This window comes from Pallidibacillus thermolactis, from assembly GCF_025660415.1.
Taxonomy (GTDB): Bacteria; Bacillota; Bacilli; order Bacillales; family Caldibacillaceae; genus Pallidibacillus; species Pallidibacillus thermolactis.
Genome location: NZ_JAOUSE010000014.1, coordinates 18,616 through 41,873, shown reverse-complemented (window position 1 = coordinate 41,873; position 23,258 = coordinate 18,616). Strand labels below are relative to the sequence as shown.

Here is a 23,258-nt window from a genome sequence, read left to right as displayed (position 1 = left end):
CAAACAAATTATTGGTATAATAAAGGAATAAAATCAGGAGGTTGGCCAAGTTTGGAAACTTACGGCCAAATGATTCCAAGGAGGATTTTTTCTGTGAATTCGGTTCCATCACTGTTTTTACATAAATATAGCGATTATTTGTTGGAACAATTAGATCCACACCAAGCTGAAGATTTACAAAAGGTTGAAGACGGCTTTAGCCTATATCGGGAAGGAATGGTACAAGATTTATATGTGGAAAAGAACTTTGTCATGTCATCCGTCTTTGATGGAAAAAAATTCGATTGTTTATTCCACACCCATTTATTTTCTTTAAATACATGTAATTGTAATCAACGTCTTTGTCAGCATATGATGGCAAGCTTCTTTGCTATGTATAGCGAAACAGGAAATGCAGAAACATGGATCAACGAATGGAAGTTACACCATAATTTTGAGGATAAAGCTTCCCCTAAAACAGTTGTTTCCAATAGCAAAAAAGCAGAAATTGACTTATACAAGCAGTGGATCGATTTAACAGACCATCTTTTTGAAAAGGAGATTTTATCGAATAAATCTATGCCCCCTTATCTATTAAATTTACATGGTTTAGTATTATTAAAGAAGTTAATGAATCATTATGATGCGGGGTATGAATTTCGGAAGCTTTTCCAAATCGTTGTAAATGTGCGACTTTTAGAAAAGCTATTAGATTGGTTTATCTCAAGCCGTTATAGTTATCAAGAAATTGAGGATATGTGTAAACAACTCGTTGAAGCCATTCAAACCAATATCGAAACGGAAACGAATCATTTACCGAATCCTCTACCTTTTTCCTATGATCCCATTTGTGAAAAATTGCGAGGAAATGTTCGGGAACTCCTCTTTTTACAAGGTGCCTTTGACCACGTTGTGTTACAAATTTATCGGTTACTTTGGCAAAATTTGTTTCACCAAAAGAAGCTGCGTAAAGAAGAATTGGCATTTGCAGAAAAGACGGCGGCAAAAAGTGATACAAAGTCGTCATGGCGTGTGGCATATTCATTCCAATTACTCATCTCTGGTCAAGTAAACGATGCCGTTTCAGTCATTGAATCAAGTGGTCCGGAACATTCGATATATATTTTGGACTATATGGACTACTTTGCTAAAAAGAATGATTGGAATAGCGTTAAACGTTTAGCGCATTCTTTTGTTCAACATGTAAAAACCTATATGGAACAAGCAGACAATCCGTGGCGGTTTATCAATTATGTAGATTCAATCTTTGAACAAGTATCTGAACATACGTTATCCTTTGATTTACAGGAACAAGTACTTGTTGAGATGCTGCCATATAGCCGGAAACGTTTAGCCAATTTTTATTTTGAACGAAAAAATATAAACGGATGCTAGAATTTATACAAGTATCAGGATTTTGGGAACCGGATAGAGAACAGCTCCGTTTAATCCAAAAGGAATCACCCGAATGTTTACTGCCTTACTATCATCGTGAAGTCATGAAAGCAATTGAACGAAAAAATCGGAAAAGTTATAAAGAAGCGGTCCGATATTTGAAAAAGTTACGGACCATTTATAAAAAATTGAACAAAGAAACAACCTGGGAATATTATTTAGAAAATCTTTTAGAAGATACGAAACGGCTACGGGCCTTTCAAGAAGAATGTCAGAGGGGAAAGTTAGTACATGTTGAAAATGAAGCAATTCGCAGTTAATTGCATACCGATTAAAAAAGGATTCTTTTTTCTATTTGCCTATGACAACGAAGGTATCGCAGAATGTCACCATTGGGTTGAACCGCTCTTTCAATGGCATAAAGGGACATTCTACGGTTCAACCTTAGAGGCGAACGAGGTCGAGGTTTCCATCGGAAATCGAATGATGCGCGTTGAAGGGGTTACAATTCATACGTTAGATGCGTTAGAGTTGTTTGGCACAGAACCTTTTAATGCGTTTGTTCGTTGGGATTTTGATGACTTTTCTCAAACGTTAATGGCGATATCCCCTGTGATATACGAAAGTATAGTCAAGGGAGCATTTGGTCCGGATTTTGGTGCCTGGCAGAAAGGGATGTTCCAATGGAAAGTACCAGAACGGGTCTGGAATGAATTTTTACCTGGCTTTTGGGAAACAAAGGTTGACGGCTGGTATGATCTTGATGGTAAAACGGAACCTATTCAAATGAAAGATTTTGTTACCTTTTTATTCAATGATGGCGTGGAAATCTTTTTAACTCGGAAGCCCCTTAAAGAACGAAATTGGCAAGAGAAAAAAGAAGTGTTGGAAAATGCGCTAGAACAAGGGATGGATTTAGCTTCCTTCTTTGATGAAAAGCGCTTTTTACAATGGGTGGGAATGGAAGAAAGTCAATTCCCTTTTTCCTTTGGTTTGCAACTGGAAGAACCACAGGAAGACGGGGATATGTGGCATTTGACGACCATTTTACGTGACCGAAAAAAGCAAGATACTATCTTTGTATTAAAAAATCACGCTGGTCGTGGATCACGAATTCCGAAACGGTGGCAGCAATATGCAGATGAAATTGTAGCGGAACAAAAAAGGATTTGCCGGTTTATTCCCTGGTTGGCCAACGAGGAAGTTGATTTTACACTGGAAGATGAAATTGTGTTAGAAGATCCGGCAAGACCACCGCTCCTAATTAAAGAGGAACTTTTTGAAGATGAAGCCCTTGACTTTTTAACAGTAGAAAGTGAAAAGTTATTGCTCCTTGGTGTCGAGATTCTCTTACCATCATGGTGGGAGTCAATGAAAAACGCCAATATGCGCCTGAAAGCTCAAGTGAAGTCCGGTTCTTCGCCATCCTTTGTTGGTTTAGATGCACTGTTAAATTTCGAATGGCGCGTATCAATGAACAACGTCGATTTGTCAGAAGCAGAATTTCGAAAACTGGTGGAAGAAAATCGACGATTAGTCAATATCAATGGGCAATGGATGAAATTAGACCCTGCGTTTATCAAAAAAATGCAAACGTTGATGGAAAAAGCAGAAAAGGAAGGCATGCGGGTTCAGGACTTTATCCAGCAACAATTATTATATGGTGACGATGAATTTGATTTGGAAGATGATGTGGATGAAGACAACGATCAAAGTCTTTTTGCGAGAATTCAAATCGAACTTCATCCAAAATTGCGGGAGTTCGTTGCGAACTTAGTTGATTTGTCTGACTTGCCTGATGAAAAAGTACCAGCTGATTTACAAGGTGAACTTCGACCTTATCAACGAAAAGGGATGAATTGGCTGTACTTCTTAAGACAATACAGCTTTGGTGCTTGTTTAGCCGATGATATGGGACTTGGAAAAACCATTCAGTTGATTGCTTATTTATTGTTAGTGAAGGGACGGGAAACAGAGTCGGGACCTGCGTTAATTATATGTCCAACTTCTGTTTTAGGTAACTGGCAAAAAGAACTGGAAAAATTCGCGCCAAGTTTGAATGTGTATTTACATTATGGATCAAATCGGGCAAAAGGGAAAGAGTTTACCGGTTTGTTTCAAGAGGTTGAAAAGCAAAAAGATCCTATTAAGTTATTTGAGCCAGAACAATACGATGTTGTATTGACAACATATGGTTTGTCTCACCTTGATTTTGATGAACTGTCTACCGTTAACTGGGGAACTATTGTGCTTGACGAAGCGCAAAATATAAAAAATGCGGCAACGAAACAATCTCGTGCCATTCGCAAGTTGCGAGGTAATCATCATATTGCTTTAACTGGTACACCGATGGAAAACCGATTAACGGAATTATGGTCGATTTTTGATTTTATAAATAAAGGCTATTTAGGAAGCCTTTCCCGCTTCCAAGAACGTTTTGTTATACCCATTGAACGGGAACATGATGAGAAAAAGATTGAAGAGTTACGAAGATTAATTCGCCCATTCCTGCTCCGCCGGACGAAAAAAGATGAAGAAGTTGCACTAAACTTACCGGATAAAATTGAACAAAAGGCTTATTGTCCATTAACTGGCGAGCAGGCGGCAATATACGAGCAAATCGTGAGAGACACCTTCGATCGAATCGCAGAATTATCTGGTATACAACGTCGAGGTTTAGTATTGCAGTTGCTTGGTCGGTTGAAACAGCTTTGTGATCATCCCGCATTGTATTTAAAAGAAATGAATTGGGCATCGAGTGAAGATTTAATCAAACGTTCGACGAAATTGGAAAAACTAGTGGAGATTTTTGATACTATTTTAGCCCAACATGAAAGTGGATTAATTTTTACCCAATATATTGGGATGGGTGAAATCATCCAATCGGTTCTCGAAGAACGTTATGGGGTTCGCGTGCCATTTTTAAATGGCAGTACGAATAAACAACAAAGGGATAAAATGATTGCTGAATTTCAAAATGGCGATTTTCCTATTTTGTTATTATCCTTAAAAGCAGGTGGAACTGGTTTGAATTTAACGACGGCAAACCATGTTATTCATTATGACCGTTGGTGGAATCCTGCTGTCGAAAATCAAGCAACAGACCGAGCCTATCGAATTGGACAAACAAAATTTGTCCATGTCCATAAGTTTATTGCAACGGGCACTTTGGAAGAAAAAATAGATGCGATGCTTGAGAAAAAACAAGCATTGAACGAAGAAATTATTCAAAGTGATCAATGGATTGTCGATCTGTCTGATGATGAATTATACGATATTTTACGGTTAGACTAATAAGTAATAAGATAATGTTAGAAGACTTAGAAAGCCTTTTGTTGCTTCTTGCTTCATCATACTCGCAATTTAATGATTGTCCCTGAGAACTTCTTGGGGACAATCGTAATGGATATCAACGTTTTTTAACTCTAAGCCGTCTTAACAAGATGCTTTCCAGATTTCTATTTTCAATATTTAAAATTAACGAAAAAAGCCAGATGACTCGCACCTGGCTAGTTGGAAGGACGCTAGGGGAATATTAAGATTAAGATATTAGTGATGGGCTATTCTGATCTAGTATGATAAAAACTTACCTCATTCTTGCAGTTATCCCTTATTTTGTTTCATTTTTCCTTCAATCTTTTGTCACTCATCGTTCCTTTTCTCAACATGCTTTTGTTTTCCCAGTTTACGTTATCTTTTGATCGCCTATTGAAATCCTCATTTTTGTTTTTGTTAGATTGCCTTGTCTATTTTACCTTGCCTTTTCTACATGTCAGTTTTTTACCTTTTCTCTTTTCAGATGATATTCTGTAGTCTCTATTCACTATCCCTTCCCACAACAAATGGTTCTTCATTTTCTTTTGACTTTTCCCTACAATAATGATTCCTTTTCCTTATACTCCTCAATGGTTTACATTTCTTCCTTTTCTCTTTCAACTTCGAGCCTTCTCAACTTCTCTTCTAATTCAACGATTTTTTCATTTGTTTTGCCAAGTATTCGAATGAGAAATTGGACCATTTCTTCTAGTTGGTGGTTCTGATCAAACTTTACTTGCAACACCACCTCCTCCTTTCTTTAAGATAACTTATGCTTGACCAGCAGCGATCGGTTTTTCACTCTTTTCTTCTTTTTCTTTTTCTTGCGGTTTGCTGCTTAAAAACCGGACATTGTCTGCGACAACATCGGTTACATAAATTTTTCTTCCTTCATGGTTTTCATAACTTCTCGTTTGTATTCGGCCAGTTATGCCAATAATGGTTCCTTTACGACAATATTGGACCGTATTTTCGGCCGTTTTTCTCCAGAGGGTACATTGGACAAAGTCAGTTTCAATTTCTCCATTACTATTTCGATAATTACGGCTAACAGCTAAGGTGACATTCGCTACCGCAGTCCCGTCTTGCGTAATTTTTAGTTCAGGATCTTTCGTTAGCCTTCCAACAAGTGTCACCTGATTGATCAAATGATGTTTCCCTCCTTTCCTTTTGCTGCCTTTATTTTAGTCCAGTAACTATCATTTGTAAAATTTCGATTTTTTAGTTTTTAATGATTTTACCATGATTTTACCTACTTTTACCCATTCAAAATTTAATTTTCAATGTAAAAGTCTACTAGGAAAATCATTTTTTATAATAATTTTTTCTTTTTTTTTATGACGTTTTTATGTAAAAATAACGCTTTTTTATTAAAGAAAATGAAAAAGAATATGCAACGTGATAAAGTAATATTAAGAACAATCCGACATTTTTTGGGAAGGTGATGCGTTTGAAAACGTTTAAATTAGTATCCTTTTATTTAGTAGATAAAAAAGGGGATGTCGTTTCTATCCCGTTAATTGATGCCCTTATTATTAATAAAGAGAATGAAATCAATACGTGGATCATTGAGGTTTTTGTTGATAAAAAATATTTGGACCTATTCCAAGAATATTCATCCGAAGAGAAAATCTCAGTATATACTGTCATTACTAAAAAAGATAACGAACCGGCACCTTTTCTAGTTCAAATTATTTCTCAAAAAGTAATCGGGGAAAACGCTAGTATTTTATTTGAAGGCAAATTGAACCGAACAACGGGATACGCTGAACAGTTGTTAGAGGCACTACTGGAAACGGGGCTTGGTGGAAATGAATTACTTACGTCTTTTAAACAAAAAATGAAAGATAAAACAGAAATCATTCGCAAAAAGAAACTTTAAACCAACACTTAAAAAAATCAGGGGAAATAGTGTATCTTCCCCTGGGCATACTTAAATCATTCATTATTTATTATCTTTCCGATCTTCGTCACGTACATCATCAGGGTCTTCAATGATATCTTCACCATTATTCTTATCATCATCTAAAACGTCATCGTCTAAGTTATCCTCTAATATACCATCATCATCATTCACACCACGATCACGATCTCCATCGTCTGTATCATTATCCTCCATTAACCCATCTTTATCATTGACATCATCATTTAAATCTTGATTTTCATCTACATTATTATCTTCTGGAGGGGCAGGATCTTCCTCGTTATTTGCACAACCAAATAATAAAGCTGAAGCTAGAATTGAGCTTCCTAAAATTTTTAACCAACGATTCATTATTTTACTCCTTTCTAATACATAAGTATTGACCTTATCTACGGTCAATGTTATATTGCCCAAAATTTTAAAGAACTTGCATAGATTAAATTTTTCCTTTCAAATTTTATAACGTGAACTTGCTTGTAAGAACCCTTTCATTTTGGGCAATACTATAATTTACGTATTTATTTTTACAATATTTACCTTGAATAAGAGGAGGAAAAAGATGACTTTTAATGAAGTTATGGCTTTGATCTTACCTTCTTTGATTGGGTTGCTATTTTATTTAAAATTAACTGAGGAAAAACTTAACATTATGGAATTATTCGGAATTTTGTCTTTATTTATGTTTTTGACAAACTTTATTTGTTACACGATTGTATATTATTTTAGAGAAAAACAGCAATTTTTATTTACCCCTTCTTTTACGATTAAATACAGCATGACTGCCCTAGTTATTGTCCTCATCATTGTAATTGTTTACAGATTTTTGGAATTAAACGTAAAAGTGAAACTAAAGGTGGAGAATAAGAAAAAATGATCCATATTGTGAAAACGTTAATTTCTATTATTTTTCTTAGTTGTTCTTCACTCATTATTACCGTTACATTTTATATCCTTGTTCAATTTTCAAATCAAAATGTTGATGAAATTATTTATACGTTAGCAAATGGATTAAAAGGGGCGGCACCAGAAGTTTTCCAATCTGCAATAAAACAAAGTATTGTTCCATTTATTGCCGTTTTTTTATTACTCATCCTACCTTTAAAAAATTTTAGTAAAAGAAAATATATTATTGAGCTTCATTTTAATAAAAAAATGGTCGGTTTCAATGTCAATCCAATTGCTTGGACTTCTCAATATCGAATTTCTTACGGGATTATCTCTTTCCTTATCACGGTCCTGCTTTCATATCAAATTATTGGAATTGATGATTATATAAAAAGACTTTCCGATTATACTACGATTTATGAGGATTATTATATTGATGGTAGAAAAATTGCCATTGAATTTCCTGAGCAAAAGCAAAATCTAATTCTCCTTTATTTGGAATCAATGGAAAACACAATGATGGATCGGGGAAGCGGTGGTGGATGGGACTACAACGTTATACCTGAATTAACTGCACTTGCCGAAAATCATTTGAATTTTTCACATACAGATCAAATTGGTGGAGCATTCCCCATTTCACGTACCCAATGGACGATAGCCGGATTAGTATCTACAACGGCAGGCATACCGTTACATATACCAATCGGTGATAATAATTATACTAATTACGAAAACTTCCTAGCCGGAGCTTATACGTTAGGGGATATTTTACAAAATGAAGGTTATCAATTAGGATTTATCGCTGGTTCTGAAGCAGAATATGGCGGACGGAAAAATTATTTTACAAAACACGGTAATTACGAAATATTTGATTTGAATCGATCCATTCAGGAAGGTCGAATGAAAATTGAAGATAAAGTTTGGTGGGGATTCGATGATTCAGATCTTTTTGCATGGGCTAAAGAAATACTTATTGATTATGCGAGCCAAGATGAACCTTTTAGTTTTACGATATTAACTGTAAATACACACTTTCCTGACGGCTATTTAGAAGATGAAACAAAAGCCCCGTTTCCAACACAGTATGAAAATGTCTATGCCCATACATCTAAACAAGTGCATGAGTTTGTAGAGTGGTTTAAATCACAATCGTTTTTTGACCAAACAACCTTAGTCATACTCGGTGATCATTTAAGTATGCAATCGGATGATTTTTATAAAGTTAAATTAGCAGACAATTATGAAAGGACAACATATAATGTTTTCATTAATACGAAAGAAGAACCCGTTAAAACCAATAACAGGAAATTTACAAATTTAGATTTATATCCAACAATCCTCGCAAGTCTAGGGGTTAAAATCGAAGGGGATCGACTTGGACTAGGAACTAATCTCTTTTCCGAAAAACAAACACTTGTAGAAGAATTGGGCTATAGCTATTTGAATCGTGAATTAGACAAAAACTCACTTTTTTATAACAATTCTATCCTCCAAGATGATTATATAAAAATGTTAGAGCAGGGAAAGTAAAAACAATCATAATCAAAACAGTCCAAGAACTTGCAGTTTATAGAGCCTTGGACTGTTTGTCATACATCGAAATATACTCTTTTTATTGAATCGCAAACATAATATCTGTTTGACATGCAACTTCGCCATCAACGGTTGCAACCGCACGACCTTTCCCAATTGGTCCGCGTACCCTTGTAATTTCTACTTCTAACCGTAATGTATCACCAGGTTTTACTTGACGTTTAAAACGACAATTGTCAATACCTGCAAATAACGCCAGTTTACCACGGTTTTCTTCCTTACCGAGAATAGCAACAGCACCAACTTGTGCTAATGCTTCCACAATGAGAACACCTGGCATAACGGGATATTCTGGAAAATGACCTTGGAAAAAAGGTTCATTTGCTGTAACATTTTTGATTCCAACGGCACGCTTATCCTCTTCTATTTCTACGATTTTATCAATTAGTAAAAACGGATACCGATGGGGAATCACCTTTTTAATTTCGTTTATATCGAGCATCCTATATTTCCTCCTTCATAAATATTGACGCAACTATGTATGAATTTATTAACGCATATGAACCGTAAAAATGCAACCTTGGATAAATGTATGAATAAAAATCACTCACAAAAAATACGGAAGCTTTTTTACTATTCTGCTTCCGCTGGTGTTCCCTCATCAATAATGTCAGTAATATGTGACCATGTTGATGGTTTAAATACGTCTGACGGGCTACCCTCTCCAATGACACCATAACCGATCATTGCACCAATTAAGAAAAATACCACAACAAGAACGAGGACAATGATGATTCTAAGCCAAATCGGTATCAGTTTTACACGCAGTTTTTTCGGCTTTCTTACCCTTTGTTTTTCTTCTTTTGTATTTTCATGTTTTTGTTGACGTCGCTCTTGACGGGTTTCACTTTGAACATCTATATTTTCCACAATCGTTCAATCCCCTTTTTTCAGACTGCATGAAAGCCCACAAACTTTCATTCGAAATGATCTTATGATTTATTTCGCTACCAAACCATTTCAATCCTTTGATATATTAGGGTGTTTGTGTAGAATAACCATTCCAAATCACAGCAGTTGACTAGTATGATTTTTAAAAAGTGAATGAACTTCTAAACTTATGTTTATGATAAGTAGTAAAAATCATGCTTGTTATTATTTACTAAATGAAATGCAACTAACGTATGCCATTCACTAAACCAGACATTTGATCAGCTAAAGTAATGGCTCTTGCTTGTAATTGGTAGGCGCGCTGGGTTTGTATTAAATTCGTCATTTCTTCAATTAAATCAACGTTCGATTGTTCTAATGCTTGATGTTGCAATCCAATTTGGTCACGTGCCGCACCAACGAGTGGAACAATAAGATCATCAGCTGTTATATCATCGTTTTGGAAGTGATCAGGTATTGTTAATAAATTGTTTCCTGTTTTAACAAGGGCTTGCGGATTATGGATTTGTACAATTCCTAAAGCAAAGCTTTCCGAATCACCAGTTTCATTGGAGAACGTAACCATACCATCATCGCCTAAAGCAACTTTTTTTAAATCACCATTAAAAATAATCGGGTTGTTGTCTTGGTCTAAAACATAATGCCCTTCACTCGTAACAAGCGCAACTTCCGAATCATTTATTGGTGATAAATAAAAGGCTCCATCTCTTGTGTAATGAATGTTTAATTCATTTCCATTTGGCGCCAACACTTTAAAATATTGGTTTGGTACAGTTAAAGCAAAATCTAAAGAACGACCGGTATCTTTTAGAGAACCTTGGGTTGCTATCGTTTGAATTTGACTAACTTTTCCACCCGTACCAATGCGAACACCCTCTGGAGTTAATCGTGGGGATCGATCACTTACCGAGTGGTTATTATGTTGCTGTATGAGGAGTTCTTGGAAGCTGGCGCGCTGCTTTTTATATCCTGTTGTATCCACGTTTGCGACATTATTACTAATAATATCTAGTTGTTTTTGCAATTGGCTCATCGTATTCAGTGCTGTATATGTAATTCGACTCAATCTTATTCACCTCAATATGGAAGAGAAAATAACTGAACGCATTTTTATTGAAACCTTGAATTTTAAATTTTACCGATCTCATTAACGGCTTTATCCATACTCCGATCATAAGCTTGTAAGACCTTTTGATTGGCCTCAAACGTACGATAGGCAGCAAGCATTTCTGTCATCGATTCAGTTGCATCGACATTCGAACGTTCAAGGTATCCTTGTTGTATAGAAAAAGAAACTTGATCATTTTCATAAGCAGAAGGTAAAGCTTGTCCATCATTCCATGCGAAAAGACCTTCTCCTGTTTTCGTTAATTCGGTTGGATTTTCAGCATAGCCAATACCAAGTCGTGCTACATTTTGACCATTTTGTTGTATCCAACCATCAGTGGTAACAGTAAACTGGTCACTTGTTAATTGAATTGGATTTCCAGCCGTATCTAATATATATTGGCCGTTTGCATTAGTTAAAAACCCAAAACCGTCTAACGTAAAGTTTCCATTACGTGTATATTGCAGGCCACCATCTGGATTTTCAACGGTAAAAAAAATGCTCCCAACCATTCCGTCCGCATTTGTTGGCATTGTAATATTATTTAATGCCAAATCCGTACTTAATTCCGTCTTATTCAAGTCCCCTTGTTTAAATTTGGGCGTCAAATCTTGTACATACACTCCCGTGTTAATTGAGCCAATTCGCGACATTTTGGTTGTTACATTTCCTGTTGGCGATTTCTCTGTCTCTAACCGTTGCAGTAACATTTCTGGAAAGGCACGTACCGATGATTGATCTGCTTTGTAACCAGGTGTATGAATATTAGCTAAGTTATTGGTTAGCATTTCTACTCGTCTTTGTTGTGTAAGCATCCCAGAAGCAGCATGATAAAAGCCTCGAAACATAATTTGAACCTCTCTTCCATTGTTGCAGTAAGAATGTGATCCATGACATTCTTTTCATCAATCCAACTTCTAGCGCTTTGCCGATCAAAAATCTCTACTATTTATTATAAACGATTTCTTTGTTTTCGGCAGTACATTTTATTTATAAAAAGAAACGCAAAAATCGATTATATTTCTTTATGAAGAAAAGGCAAACTATATTTATAAAACAGCTTGCCTCACAAAACATTAAATTAAGTTCCGTTTTTCAATTTTATCTACATTTTCTAACATGATTCCTGTACCTATTGCTACACAATCCATTGGATTTTCAGCGACGACGACAGGTACTTTTAATTGTTCAGCAAGTAATGTATCAATTCCGTGCAGTAATGCTCCACCACCCGTTAAGATAACACCTCGATCAATGATATCTGCTGATAATTCAGGCGGTGTTTTCTCTAATACATTTTTTGCAGCCTGGACAATAATTTCAACTGATTCACGTAAAGCTTCCTCAATCTCTGCTGAATGAACAGTGATTGTACGTGGTAAACCAGAAACTAAGTCGCGTCCGCGAATTTCCATCGATTCATCGCGAGAATTTGGAAAAACGGTTCCAATTTTAATCTTAATACTTTCAGCTGTACGTTCCCCAATTAATAAATTATATTTCTTCTTAATAAAATTTAAAATATCTGTATCAAACTGATCCCCAGCAATTTTAACAGATTGAGAAGTAACGATGTCTCCCATCGATAATACAGCTACATCGGTTGTACCGCCGCCGATATCAACAACCATATTACCACTTGGTTGGAAAATATCCATTCCCGCTCCAATTGCTGCTACTTTCGGTTCTTCTTCAAGGTAAACTTTTTTACCACCACTTTTTGCTGCAGTTTCACGAATCGCCTTTTGTTCAACACTTGTTATATTCGTTGGACAACAAACTAAAATACGAGGCTTGGATAAAAAGCCTTTTACATTCAATTTATTAATAAAATGTTTCAGCATTTGTTCTGTTACTTCAAAATCAGCAATGACACCGTCTTTTAACGGACGAATCGCTACAATGTTACCAGGAGTACGGCCAACCATTTTTCGTGCGGCTTCACCTACAGCTAAAACTTTGTTTGTATTTGTATCAATTGCTACAACAGCAGGTTCATTCAATACAATACCTTTTCCTTTTATATTTATCACAACATTCGCAGTACCCAAGTCGATCCCAATATCTTTGGCAAACATTTCTCAATTTCCTCCTTAACCTTCCGTTCATAAACTTTACTAATTAACAATTTTAACATAATCGTAATCATTAAGGGAGAGTTTTTTGTCAATAAATTTCGTTTTTTACTAGAATATGTCAATTTTTGTAATATATTAAATTTCCATTTCAATATTTCTAGAATAAAACAAAAAACAGGTGCTATTCTATTTACACCTGTTTCGATTTTATTATTTTTTTACAACTGTTTCTTTTTTCGCTTCCCTCCTTCTATATTTCATTTTTGTGGCTTCTCCTCCACGTAAGTGACGGATCGATTTATGGTAATCTAGAATTTCCTTTACTTGATTTGCTAGTTCTGGATTAATTTCCGGTAACCTTTCCGTCAAATCTTTATGAACTGTACTTTTCGATACACCAAACTCTTTCGCAATAACGCGAACCGTTTTCCTCGTCTCCACGATATATTTCCCAATCTTGAGTGTTCTTTCTTTGATGTAATCGTGCACACCACTCGCCTCCCCTTGGATTAGAGAAGTGTGAAATGAGACACGTGGTTACATTGATGACTGCTATTACTCCGCATAAACGGTTCGGAAATATTTCTACTTACTATATGTACGGTCCTTCTAGGTATATAGTTCTAGAGTCTATGTTATATTGTATTTATGCGGCAGAAAGCGCAAGAGCTTTCTGGAGGTCGAATACTTTTTGTCTACGATTTCAACTAAGCTGCTTAAATACGAAACCTCACCTCAAACACTTTCTCTTTATGTTTTTTCTTGTTGATAAAGTGGGGAAAATTTTCCCCTTTAAGAAGAATTGGCCTTCCATCAAAAATGGTTTTCGACAGCCAAATATGTTTTCTAATTTTGTAACATTGTATTATTTCCGGGACTAGAATATGCACAAAAAAACGAATAAGGACAAGGGTTAGTGGGAAATTTCCATGGATTTGCAAAAGTTCTTATCCAAATGGACAGTCTATATTATAGAATCGTTGTTTTATAGGACAAGTTTCGATGATATTTTTATTGATCTCGGTTTTTCTTTTATGATTAGACATATTTTTTTGATATTTCCTGAGAAATATGTCAGGATTTGAAACTTCATTCATTTTTATGTATAGATTTGGAAACATCAATAAGATCCATGTGAAATAAAAAAACCCGCCAGTATATTTTCTGGCAGGTTAATTTATTTCACAAAGGGGGATTTCTATTTATTCTTGTTCATTTTCATTGGCATCGCGGTTTTCTTCATCTGAAGTGTCTTCTTCACTCGTTCCTGCTTCATCTTGATCTTTAGCCTCTTCAACGGCTTCTTCATTTGCTTGATCGTCTTCATTTAGTTCTTGGTTTTGTAATGTGGTTAAAGATTTTTTGAAGTAATCAAGCGGGTTTACCGGAACGTCGTCTTTACGGATTTCAAAATGAGCATGTACACCTGCTTCTTCATTGATTAAGCTACGGCCTGCTTTACCAAGGACATCTCCTTGTTTTACTTTGTCACCTTCAGATACATTGACTTCTTGCAATGATTGGTAAACTGTTTCAATTCCCTTTGCATGTTCAACGACAACGACATTTCCTAATACAGTATCTTCTTTCACAGATTTTACGGAACCACTCATTGCAGCTTGTACATCAAAGGTTTCTCCATTTTTTGCTGCAATCGCAATTCCTGTACTTGGATAGAAACTGTTTCCGTCATAAATGATTGCTGCTTCTTGTTCTTCTTCAGATGCTGTTGCATCATAGAAGTATGTGACAATTTCTACATCGTCCTCATTTTCAACTGGCCAAGAGAAATCTTCTACAGTTTTACCTACTTCAAGAGCATCTTCATCATCCATTTGTCTTTGTGCATTTTCTTCATAGCTAAAATCTGGTTGTTCAACATTTTCAGGTGCTCTCATTTGCCACACGAGAAATGTGGTGAGTAAAATAGCCGCAGCTCCAATATAGATTGCAGGAAATACCCATTTCTTTTTGAAGAAGTTTTTCATGCCAATTTTGCGAGAAGATTGTTTCTTTTCTTCCTCTCTCATTTTCATCACCTCAAGCATAGTTTGAACAGAAAACGAGAATTATATACTCTTAAAATTGAAATTTTTTTGTTTATTTTGTGCAATTCACGATTATTTATGCATTAACAGCTGTCTTTTTTTGTTGTTTTTCTATAATCGTGATGAATGTAAGATGAAAATGAGTTACGATTGAGCTTTTTTCTTGTAAAATATAGTAGAAACGTGCACAATGATGATGGTAAAAGGGGGTACTTATGAAATTTATTCGAATTGTTTTAAAGGTTCTTCCCTTTACATACATGAGCTTCATATGGTTGTTATCGAGTAAACCAGCCGACGCTTATATTGAATTTCGTGTTTATGATGGATTTATTAAAGAGTCGCTTCATTTAGTAGAATTCGGTATTTTATATGGGCTTTTCGTCTTATACTTTTTAGTAGATGGGAAATTAACGATGAAAACAAGTATTTTCTCTGCTATTGTAGCGAGTATGTGGGGATTGATCGATGAAATTCACCAATCCTTTGTTCCATACCGATCAGCCGATGTCATTGATTTAGTAAAGGATGTCATTGGGGTTATAGTTGGCTTTATAATTGTTCACTTTTCCTATATTAAAAGGAAAAATAGATTAGGTGCGTGGATGGATAGATTAGCATTTACTGTAAATAAAGAGCGAAAACAGTTTTAATTGAATATTTAAAAGCCTGTATGAATATCGTACAGGCTTTTTATATAGGGAATGGTTTATACGCATATTCGTTATAATTTATATAAAGTTTATTTTTTGACAACATATTGTTCAATATATTTTGTAGCGTCAGTAATTTCAACACCTTGATAGTAGTGTTTAACAATTTCATCAAACGTTTTTCCCGACTTGGCCATACCGTTTGCACCATATTGGCTCATCCCGACCCCGTGACCATATCCTTTTGTCGTAATAACGACATTTTGACCTGCAAGTTCCCAAATAAAATCTGTAGATCGTAAGCCAAGTTTATCGCGAATTTCACGACCAGTAAATTCCTTATTACCAATTCTTACCTTCTCCACACGATTACTTTCGGTACGGGATACGATTTCCCCAACATGCTTACTATCGATCTTCACACCTAATGTTGATTCAAACACATGGACAGGAATTGTCGTTTCAACAGTAAATTTTGGTGCCTCGGTATCCCATGGACTTTCAACACTCGTTAAGTAAGGAAATGCACTAGAGTAATAATCGTCACTATTTTCAGTATACCCATTACTCATCGAAAAATATGATGCTGTAATCGGTTCATTCTCATAAACGAGAATTTGCCCCCGCGTTTCATAAACGGCTTTTCTTATCTTTTTAATATTTTTTTCATAGTTTCCTTTCCACTGTTCTTTTAACTGTTCTTCATCTTTATAAACTTGATGTTCAACAGTATCGTTAATATCCGCCCCTTTTAGAATTCCCTTTTGTACGTCTGACATCATTTGTTTAATGACGTACGTTCTTGCAGCAAGAGCTTGCGCTTTTAAGGCTTCTTCATCAAATTCAACTGGCATCTCTGATGCGACGACCCCGACTATATATTGCTCGAGTGGGATCGTTTCCACCTCATCTTTTTCCTTACGGTAAACGGACACATCAATCATAGAAGCCTCTTCTAATAATTTGTTCCAATCTTTGTTTTCCTCTAATACGGCCGAACCCCCTGTTGTTGAATTTGTTTTACCTGATGCAAAAGGGAGAACTAGAATGCTTGGAATGATAATAATAGCTATTAGTAGAATACCACCCACAATCATTATTGGATTTACCTTTTTCAACCGTTTCGCCTCCCATATAAATGCTACATTTATAAATGCTACATTTTATTTATATGGGAATCCGCCCTCTTTTATACCAATCTATTATTCATTTCTATCACTTTTTTCAAAAATCTATCATTTGGAAATGAGTGTTATTTTGTTGAACGTTGGATTTCTATAATCCAAAAGGGTGTTTGTCTTATCACAATCCATTTTGTAAACTTATTTAAAAAATGAATGGTTATAACTTTATTTTTTCAGAATATTTGTTGAGGTAATGCATATTTTTTATAATAAAAATCAGGAATTTTTGGAATGATTTTTTTTAAATTGGATAACATATCATTTGCGGTATATTGATGATATGTATTCCCTTCTGCGTTGTCTTATACGGGCAAGAATATAACAGTGACACTTGTTCGAAACCGCCAAAACACCAATAAAATAAAAATGGACCAAGGGAGATTGCCCCTGACCCATTAGTTCATTGCTATAGATGTCGTTGTACTTGATTCTTCCGATTTTTCTTCAACTTTCACACGTTCAATATCAGCACCTAGGGCAGCTAACTTACCGTGGAAGTTTACGTAGCCACGGTCGATATGTTTAAGTTCAGTAACCCTAGTATAGCCATCTGCCGCAAGTCCAGCAATAACTAATGCAGCACCTGCACGTAAGTCGGTTGCTGCAACTTCAGCACCTTGTAATTCAGCTGGACCATTGACTATAACAGAACGGCCTTCAATTTTTAAATTGGCGTTCATTCGACGAAATTCTTCAACATGCATAAAGCGATTTTCAAATACAGTTTCCGTAATCATACTTGTTCCTTCAGCTGTCAAAAGCAGTGCCATCATTTGAGCTTGCATATCTGTTGGAAATCCTGGATATGGCATTGTTTTAATATCGACAGCTTTCAGTTTTTCAGGTGCAATAACACGTAAGCCATCCTTTTCCTCAACAAATTCAACGCCCATTTCTTTTAATTTAGCAATTAGGGCAGATATATGTTCAGGAACAGCACCTTTAACAAGAACATTGCCACCAGTTATAGCAGCTGCTGTTATAAATGTTCCTGCTTCAATACGGTCTGGAATAATGGTATGTTCAGCACCGTGCAGTTCATCTACACCTTCAATGCGAATTGTTTCAGTACCAGCACCAACAACGTTTGCACCCATACTATTTAAATAATTCGCTAAATCAACAATTTCAGGTTCTTTGGCACAGTTTTCAATGATGGTCGTACCTTTAGCTAATGTTGCCGCCATCATAATATTTTCAGTAGCCCCTACACTAGGGATATCTAAATATATCTTTGCTCCATGAAGTCTTCCTTCAACCTTCGCATCAATAAAGCCATTACCCACTTGAACAACTGCACCCATCGCTTCAAAACCTTTTAAGTGTTGATCGATCGGTCTTGTTCCAATGGCACATCCGCCTGGTAAGGCAACACGTGCGCGTCCTAGACGTGCAAGTAAGGAGCCCATCACAAGTACAGATGCTCTCATTTTACGAACATATTCAAATGGAGCTTCAGAGGTTAGCTCTCGTGAAGCGTCTATATAAACCGTATTATTTTCAAATTTTACTTCAGCATTTAAATAACGTAACACTTCATTAATTGTATATACATCTGAAAGTGCCGGTACATCATGAATGATACTTTTTCCATTACTAGCTAAAAGCGAAGCGGCGATTACAGGTAAAACGGCATTTTTTGCTCCCTCTACTTTTACAGTGCCGTTCAATTTCTTTCCGCCGCGGACGATGATTTTTTCCAAATGTATTCCCCTCCGCGTCCAGTATCTAATTATATTAATATTCAATCGTGATAATAGGTGTTCCAATTATATAGGTTGTTTTATTATCGATGCCGTTTTCCCTTAAAGCAATTTGCATATTAAAGGGGCCATTTTCCGTTTGTATATCATGAGAAAAAAACGGACTATGAACGGTCAACGAAGTAAAGTTTTTTTCTTCTAATTTTTCGATAATTTCCCCATTAAAGCTATCAACAATTTTTTGTGATTTTTTTACAATGACTTCATCAATATTACCATCAAACTCTCCCTTTATACAAGAGAAAAAAGTAGTTGAATCCTGGAATATTTCACCTAAAATAAGCTCTATTTTACCATGTATTTCATTTTTAACTTCATTATTCCATTTTGTTCCATTTAGTTCATACATAATAAAGCCTTGGATTATGTTTTGTTCTTTGAGGTTAGCGACGATTTGAAGGTTTTCAACATAATGAAGGGTATTATCAGAAACGGTCCCACTTATTGTCATACGATCGGAATTGACTTTCTTAGTCCACAGAAATTGAGGAAATCGTTTCTTCCATTTTTCCATCAACATTTCCAAATCATGTATGGTTTGTCCGTCTGGTAGTTCTTCTCTGGCAAATAAGGACCATCCTGTCATTTGTCCATTATGTTTCATAACTTCATTCATTATATTCAAATCAAAATCCGTTGTTACTTTAGCCTCTTTCTCAAAAATATTGAGAATAAAAACGAATAATAGCGTAAAAACTGTGACATATATTCCAAAATTTTTTACCATCTGACCTCTCCCCTTTACTAAAATTGTTGGTTAAATTGGGAGAAGTCATACATGGTAAATGTCGTCAAGTTTTGACAAACTCAAGGGATCAATAGTACTTTAGTCAAATATAAATGGTAATTGTTGGGACCAATCAAAATACTTTAAGAAGAAATCGCTAACCACTGTTCCAATCGCAATTGCCAATAAAATATAAAGCATCCGTGCTTGGCCAACGCGATTTTTTCGTAGAAACTTTTCAAAATCGAGTGCTTGTAGAGCCCACCATGCTAGTCCGATAAATACTAAGTTTGTCACAATCCCAAAGATACTATATAAACTATAATTAAAAAGCATGGTTACACTCCCTTACATACTTTTCGACGCTAACAGTATTTTAACATACCTTTTCGTTAAGTATCTTACTATTTGTTTGCAAACCCATTAAAAGGAAAATACATAATTGTCCGCACCGAAATGTGTAGACAATTCAAAAAAATAATACACAATTTATCCACACGTTGTGAATAACTTTAATCCACATTTACACATAATCGTTTATTTAAACTTCCAACAGTACATTTTATAACATAAAATGTACTTTTTCGACAGTCATTTATTCAAAAATAGGTGGTTTTTACTAACAACCTTGTAAAAATTTTCCACAATCTAACTATAGTTATCCACTTTATTCACCTGTTTATCCACAATATCCTGTTTTGTTGAAAATCAATTGCTGGGAATGGGTAAGTTGAAGTGAAAAGATTACTTTGGAGATTTCTATTTTTTGTAATAAATACGTGACCTTTAGCACTTGACTAACTTGTCATTAATGCAAAATGCCCCCTTAGCCAATTTATACTAAGAGGACATTCTTGTTTACGCTAAAACGTTTGGCACAACTCTTATTATGTTAGAAAAATTTTACTTTTTGCCAAGTTGTGCAACTTGAATTCGGTTAATTGCCCGTTTGAGTGACAATTCAGCACGTTTATGATCAATATTTGCTTCTCGTTTTTGATTCAAACGTTCTTCAGCCCGTTTTTTTGCTCTTAAAGCACGATCCACATCGATATCTTCAGCTCTTTCAGCAGCTTGTGCGAGAACCGTTACTTTATCTGGACGTACTTCAAGAAAGCCACCGGTAACAGCTACAACATCTTGTTCGTTTCCTGTTTTTACGCGTACAGATCCGATTGCTAGTGGTGCAACGAGTGGAACGTGTCCTGCCATCACACCTAGTTCTCCACTAGTTGCTTTTGCTACAACTAATTCCGCTTCCGATTCATAAACTGGGCCATCAGGAGTTACAATACTTACTGCGATTGTTCTCATTTATAATCCCCCTCGGTTCCCAATTAAACTTCAGCGCCCATTTGTTTTGCCTTTTCAACAGCATCTTCAATTGTTCCAACTAAACGGAATGCTTCCTCTGGAAGATGGTCCCATTTACCTTCTAAAATTTCTTTAAAACCGCGGATTGTTTCTTTTACTGGTACGAATGAACCTGGTTGACCAGTAAATTGTTCAGCCACGTGGAAGTTTTGTGATAGGAAGAATTGAATACGACGTGCACGGTGAACAACTAGTTTATCTTCATCATTTAATTCTTCCATACCTAAGATAGCAATAATGTCTTGTAATTCACGGTAACGTTGTAAGGTTTCTTGAACTTTACGGGCAACTTCATAATGTTCTTCTCCAACGATTTCTGGCGCTAAAGCACGAGATGTGGATGCTAATGGGTCAACCGCTGGGTAAATACCCATTTCAGAAAGTTTACGTTCTAGGTTCGTTGTTGCATCTAAGTGAGCAAATGTTGTTGCTGGAGCCGGATCTGTATAGTCATCGGCTGGTACGTAAATCGCTTGAATAGATGTTACGGAACCTTTATTAGTAGAGGTAATCCGCTCTTGTAATTGTCCCATTTCCGTTGCTAGTGTTGGTTGGTAACCAACGGCAGATGGCATACGGCCAAGAAGTGCGGAAACTTCAGAACCTGCTTGAGTAAAACGGAAAATATTATCAATAAATAGAAGTACGTCTTGTCCTTCTTTATCACGGAAATATTCAGCCATTGTAAGACCCGTTAAGGCAACACGCATACGTGCACCTGGTGGTTCGTTCATCTGACCGAATACCATGGCCGTTTTTGATAAAACTCCAGAGTCTTTCATTTCAAAATATAAGTCATTTCCTTCACGTGTGCGTTCACCAACACCAGCGAATACGGAAATACCCCCGTGTTGTTGAGCAACGTTATGAATTAATTCCTGGATTAAAACGGTTTTACCTACACCGGCACCACCGAACAGACCGATTTTACCACCTTTTATATACGGTGCAAGTAGGTCAACAACTTTAATACCTGTCTCTAAAATTTCAACTTGTGTTGATAGTTCTTCAAATTTTGGAGCTTCACGGTGAATAGGTGCTCTTTCCACATCTTTGGCGATTTCTTCATCTAAGTCGATAGGTTCACCTAATACGTTAAATACTCGACCTAATGTTGCTTCACCAACTGGTACGGAAATTGGAGCACCTGTATCAATGACTTCCATTCCACGAACCAAACCATCAGTTGAAGCCATCGCAATTGTCCGAACGGTATCGTCACCTAAGTGTGTAGCAACTTCTAGTGTTAAGTTAATGTCTACTTCAGATGCAGATTGGGCTTTATATTCTACACGTAATGCGTTGTAGATTTTTGGTAGTTGACCGTTTTCAAACTTCACGTCAACAACCGGACCCATTACTTGAAGGATGGTCCCTTTATTCATGTTTTTCCCTCCTGACTAAAAATACTCCATACTCAAGCTACTCGAGTATATTATTCTAAGGCTGCTGCACCGCTCACAATCTCGGTAATTTCTTGTGTGATCTTATCTTGACGAGCTCGGTTATAACGCAACGTAAGTTCATCGATCAGTTCCATTGCATTATCCGTAGCATTTTTCATCGCAGTCATGCCTGAAGCATATTCACTGGCTTTACTCTCTAAAATCGCACCAAAAATCAAACTTTCAGCATATTGAGGTAATAAAACGTTTAATATTTCCTCAATATTTGGTTCAAATTCATAGGATAAGTTGCTACCAGTTGATTCAATGTCTGTAAGCGGCAAAATTTTCTTAGCAATAACTTCGTGAGAAATGACAGTTTTGTAATGCGTATATATTAAGTACAGTTCATCATATGTACCGTCTGAATACATCCCTACCGCTTGGCGAGTAATATTGTTAATCTCATCATAAGTTGGATGGTCGTGTAGTCCGGCAATATCTAATAAAATGTTGTGACCTAATTTTTTAAAATAGTCACGTCCTACTTTACCAATGGCTATGATGCCATATTCATCCGGCGATTTATGACGTTTCTGTATCATTTGGTTCACTTTACGAATAACGTTACTATTGTATGCACCAACTAACCCACGATCAGCTGTAATCACAATATAACCCGTTTTTTTAACTGGACGCTGTTCTAACATTGGATGAGTAACTTCACTTGTACCTGAAGCTACACTGGAAACAACATCCTGAATCTTTTCCATATATGGTAAAAAGGATTTTGCACTTTGTTCAGCCTTACTTAATTTTGCCGTGGATACCATTTCCATCGCTTTAGTAATTTGACTTGTCTTTTGTGTTGATGTAATCCTTGATTTTATTTCTCTTAAAGATGCCACTCAATTCACCACCTTTTTTAAAGTTGGACATCCTGACTGTCAGGATGT

At 36.0% G+C, this 23,258-nt stretch carries 24 protein-coding genes; 7 read left to right on the top strand and 17 right to left on the bottom strand.

Annotation, left to right across the window (positions count from 1 at the left end):
• The first annotated feature begins 93 nt into the window (after positions 1–93).
• The 3 genes from OEV82_RS06830 to OEV82_RS06820 are packed head-to-tail and all read left to right on the top strand — an operon-like array spanning position 94 to position 4,668.
• Entirely contained in the window at positions 94–1,374 is a 1,281-nt protein-coding gene (locus tag OEV82_RS06830; RefSeq protein ID WP_263061404.1) for a hypothetical protein, read from the top strand.
• Entirely contained in the window at positions 1,368–1,694 is a 327-nt protein-coding gene (locus tag OEV82_RS06825) for a hypothetical protein (RefSeq protein WP_263061403.1), read from the top strand. Before OEV82_RS06830 ends, OEV82_RS06825 begins: the two co-directional genes overlap by 7 nt.
• Complete coding sequence (locus OEV82_RS06820; protein ID WP_263061402.1) at positions 1,666–4,668, top strand: DEAD/DEAH box helicase; 3,003 nt, start codon at positions 1,666–1,668, stop codon at positions 4,666–4,668. The genes OEV82_RS06825 and OEV82_RS06820 overlap by 29 nt, the downstream gene beginning before the upstream one ends.
• A gap of 616 nt (positions 4,669–5,284) precedes the next feature.
• Here the strand turns inward: OEV82_RS06820 and OEV82_RS06815 are convergent.
• Together OEV82_RS06815 and ssb are read right to left on the bottom strand one after the other, a co-directional pair.
• The gene (locus OEV82_RS06815; protein ID WP_263061401.1) at positions 5,285–5,431 is read right to left on the bottom strand and encodes a hypothetical protein; all 147 of its coding nucleotides are present in this window, start codon (positions 5,429–5,431) and stop codon (positions 5,285–5,287) included.
• A gap of 28 nt (positions 5,432–5,459) precedes the next feature.
• Positions 5,460–5,837 (bottom strand): single-stranded DNA-binding protein, encoded by a 378-nt coding sequence (gene ssb, locus OEV82_RS06810; protein WP_263061400.1) that lies wholly within the window; start codon positions 5,835–5,837, stop codon positions 5,460–5,462.
• A gap of 302 nt (positions 5,838–6,139) precedes the next feature.
• Here ssb and OEV82_RS06805 point away from each other — a divergent pair, with 302 nt between their 5' ends.
• Positions 6,140–6,571, top strand: a complete 432-nt coding sequence (locus OEV82_RS06805) for a YwpF-like family protein (protein ID WP_263061399.1) — start codon at positions 6,140–6,142, stop codon at positions 6,569–6,571.
• Positions 6,572–6,634: 63 nt separating this feature from the next.
• Here the strand turns inward: OEV82_RS06805 and OEV82_RS06800 are convergent, their stop codons facing one another.
• Positions 6,635–6,964 (bottom strand): hypothetical protein, encoded by a 330-nt coding sequence (locus OEV82_RS06800; RefSeq protein WP_263061398.1) that lies wholly within the window; start codon positions 6,962–6,964, stop codon positions 6,635–6,637.
• A 208-nt stretch (positions 6,965–7,172) separates the two neighbouring features.
• Between OEV82_RS06800 and OEV82_RS06795 the strand changes: the two genes are divergently transcribed.
• Positions 7,173–7,487 carry a hypothetical protein gene (locus tag OEV82_RS06795; protein WP_263061397.1) on the top strand — a complete coding sequence of 105 codons (315 nt, stop codon included), beginning with the start codon at positions 7,173–7,175 and terminating at the stop codon, positions 7,485–7,487.
• Positions 7,484–9,028, top strand: a complete 1,545-nt coding sequence (locus tag OEV82_RS06790) for an LTA synthase family protein (protein ID WP_263061396.1) — start codon at positions 7,484–7,486, stop codon at positions 9,026–9,028. The genes OEV82_RS06795 and OEV82_RS06790 overlap by 4 nt, the downstream gene beginning before the upstream one ends.
• A gap of 82 nt (positions 9,029–9,110) precedes the next feature.
• On the opposite strand, the gene fabZ is transcribed toward OEV82_RS06790, so the two are convergent.
• The 7 genes from fabZ to OEV82_RS06755 form a co-directional block, all read right to left on the bottom strand.
• The gene (gene fabZ / locus OEV82_RS06785; protein ID WP_263061395.1) at positions 9,111–9,533 is read right to left on the bottom strand and encodes a 3-hydroxyacyl-ACP dehydratase FabZ; all 423 of its coding nucleotides are present in this window, start codon (positions 9,531–9,533) and stop codon (positions 9,111–9,113) included.
• Between the two features lie 131 nt (positions 9,534–9,664).
• Positions 9,665–9,961, bottom strand: a complete 297-nt coding sequence (locus OEV82_RS06780) for a DNA-directed RNA polymerase subunit beta (RefSeq protein WP_263061394.1) — start codon at positions 9,959–9,961, stop codon at positions 9,665–9,667.
• Between the two features lie 247 nt (positions 9,962–10,208).
• Positions 10,209–11,048: a flagellar hook-basal body protein gene (locus tag OEV82_RS06775; RefSeq protein WP_263061393.1), complete on the bottom strand. Its 840-nt coding sequence runs from the start codon at positions 11,046–11,048 to the stop codon at positions 10,209–10,211.
• Positions 11,049–11,110: 62 nt separating this feature from the next.
• Positions 11,111–11,938: a flagellar hook-basal body protein gene (locus OEV82_RS06770; RefSeq protein WP_263061392.1), complete on the bottom strand. Its 828-nt coding sequence runs from the start codon at positions 11,936–11,938 to the stop codon at positions 11,111–11,113.
• 228 nt (positions 11,939–12,166) lie between these two features.
• Positions 12,167–13,168, bottom strand: a complete 1,002-nt coding sequence (gene mreB, locus OEV82_RS06765) for a rod shape-determining protein (protein WP_173661056.1) — start codon at positions 13,166–13,168, stop codon at positions 12,167–12,169.
• A gap of 210 nt (positions 13,169–13,378) precedes the next feature.
• A complete protein-coding gene (gene spoIIID, locus OEV82_RS06760) occupies positions 13,379–13,657 on the bottom strand; it encodes a sporulation transcriptional regulator SpoIIID (protein WP_263061391.1) in 279 nt (92 codons plus the stop codon).
• A 713-nt stretch (positions 13,658–14,370) separates the two neighbouring features.
• Positions 14,371–15,198 (bottom strand): M23 family metallopeptidase, encoded by an 828-nt coding sequence (locus OEV82_RS06755; RefSeq protein ID WP_263061390.1) that lies wholly within the window; start codon positions 15,196–15,198, stop codon positions 14,371–14,373.
• A gap of 233 nt (positions 15,199–15,431) precedes the next feature.
• On the opposite strand from OEV82_RS06755, the gene OEV82_RS06750 reads away from it, so the two are divergent.
• Positions 15,432–15,869 (top strand): VanZ family protein, encoded by a 438-nt coding sequence (locus OEV82_RS06750; RefSeq protein WP_263061389.1) that lies wholly within the window; start codon positions 15,432–15,434, stop codon positions 15,867–15,869.
• A gap of 89 nt (positions 15,870–15,958) precedes the next feature.
• Here the strand turns inward: OEV82_RS06750 and spoIID are convergent, their stop codons facing one another.
• From spoIID to atpG, 7 genes are all read right to left on the bottom strand, one after another.
• A complete protein-coding gene (gene spoIID / locus OEV82_RS06745; protein ID WP_263061387.1) occupies positions 15,959–16,987 on the bottom strand; it encodes a stage II sporulation protein D in 1,029 nt (342 codons plus the stop codon).
• A 461-nt stretch (positions 16,988–17,448) separates the two neighbouring features.
• Positions 17,449–18,756: a UDP-N-acetylglucosamine 1-carboxyvinyltransferase gene (murA, locus tag OEV82_RS06740; RefSeq protein ID WP_263061386.1), complete on the bottom strand. Its 1,308-nt coding sequence runs from the start codon at positions 18,754–18,756 to the stop codon at positions 17,449–17,451.
• 34 nt (positions 18,757–18,790) lie between these two features.
• Positions 18,791–19,543: a YwmB family TATA-box binding protein gene (locus OEV82_RS06735; protein WP_263061385.1), complete on the bottom strand. Its 753-nt coding sequence runs from the start codon at positions 19,541–19,543 to the stop codon at positions 18,791–18,793.
• Between the two features lie 99 nt (positions 19,544–19,642).
• A complete protein-coding gene (locus OEV82_RS06730) occupies positions 19,643–19,879 on the bottom strand; it encodes a DUF1146 family protein (protein ID WP_173660961.1) in 237 nt (78 codons plus the stop codon).
• Positions 19,880–20,446: 567 nt separating this feature from the next.
• Positions 20,447–20,857, bottom strand: a complete 411-nt coding sequence (locus tag OEV82_RS06725; protein ID WP_173660959.1) for a F0F1 ATP synthase subunit epsilon — start codon at positions 20,855–20,857, stop codon at positions 20,447–20,449.
• Positions 20,858–20,880: 23 nt separating this feature from the next.
• Positions 20,881–22,302 (bottom strand): F0F1 ATP synthase subunit beta, encoded by a 1,422-nt coding sequence (gene atpD / locus OEV82_RS06720; protein WP_173660957.1) that lies wholly within the window; start codon positions 22,300–22,302, stop codon positions 20,881–20,883.
• 50 nt (positions 22,303–22,352) lie between these two features.
• Complete coding sequence (atpG, locus tag OEV82_RS06715; RefSeq protein ID WP_173660955.1) at positions 22,353–23,210, bottom strand: ATP synthase F1 subunit gamma; 858 nt, start codon at positions 23,208–23,210, stop codon at positions 22,353–22,355.
• Positions 23,211–23,258 lie beyond the last annotated feature (48 nt).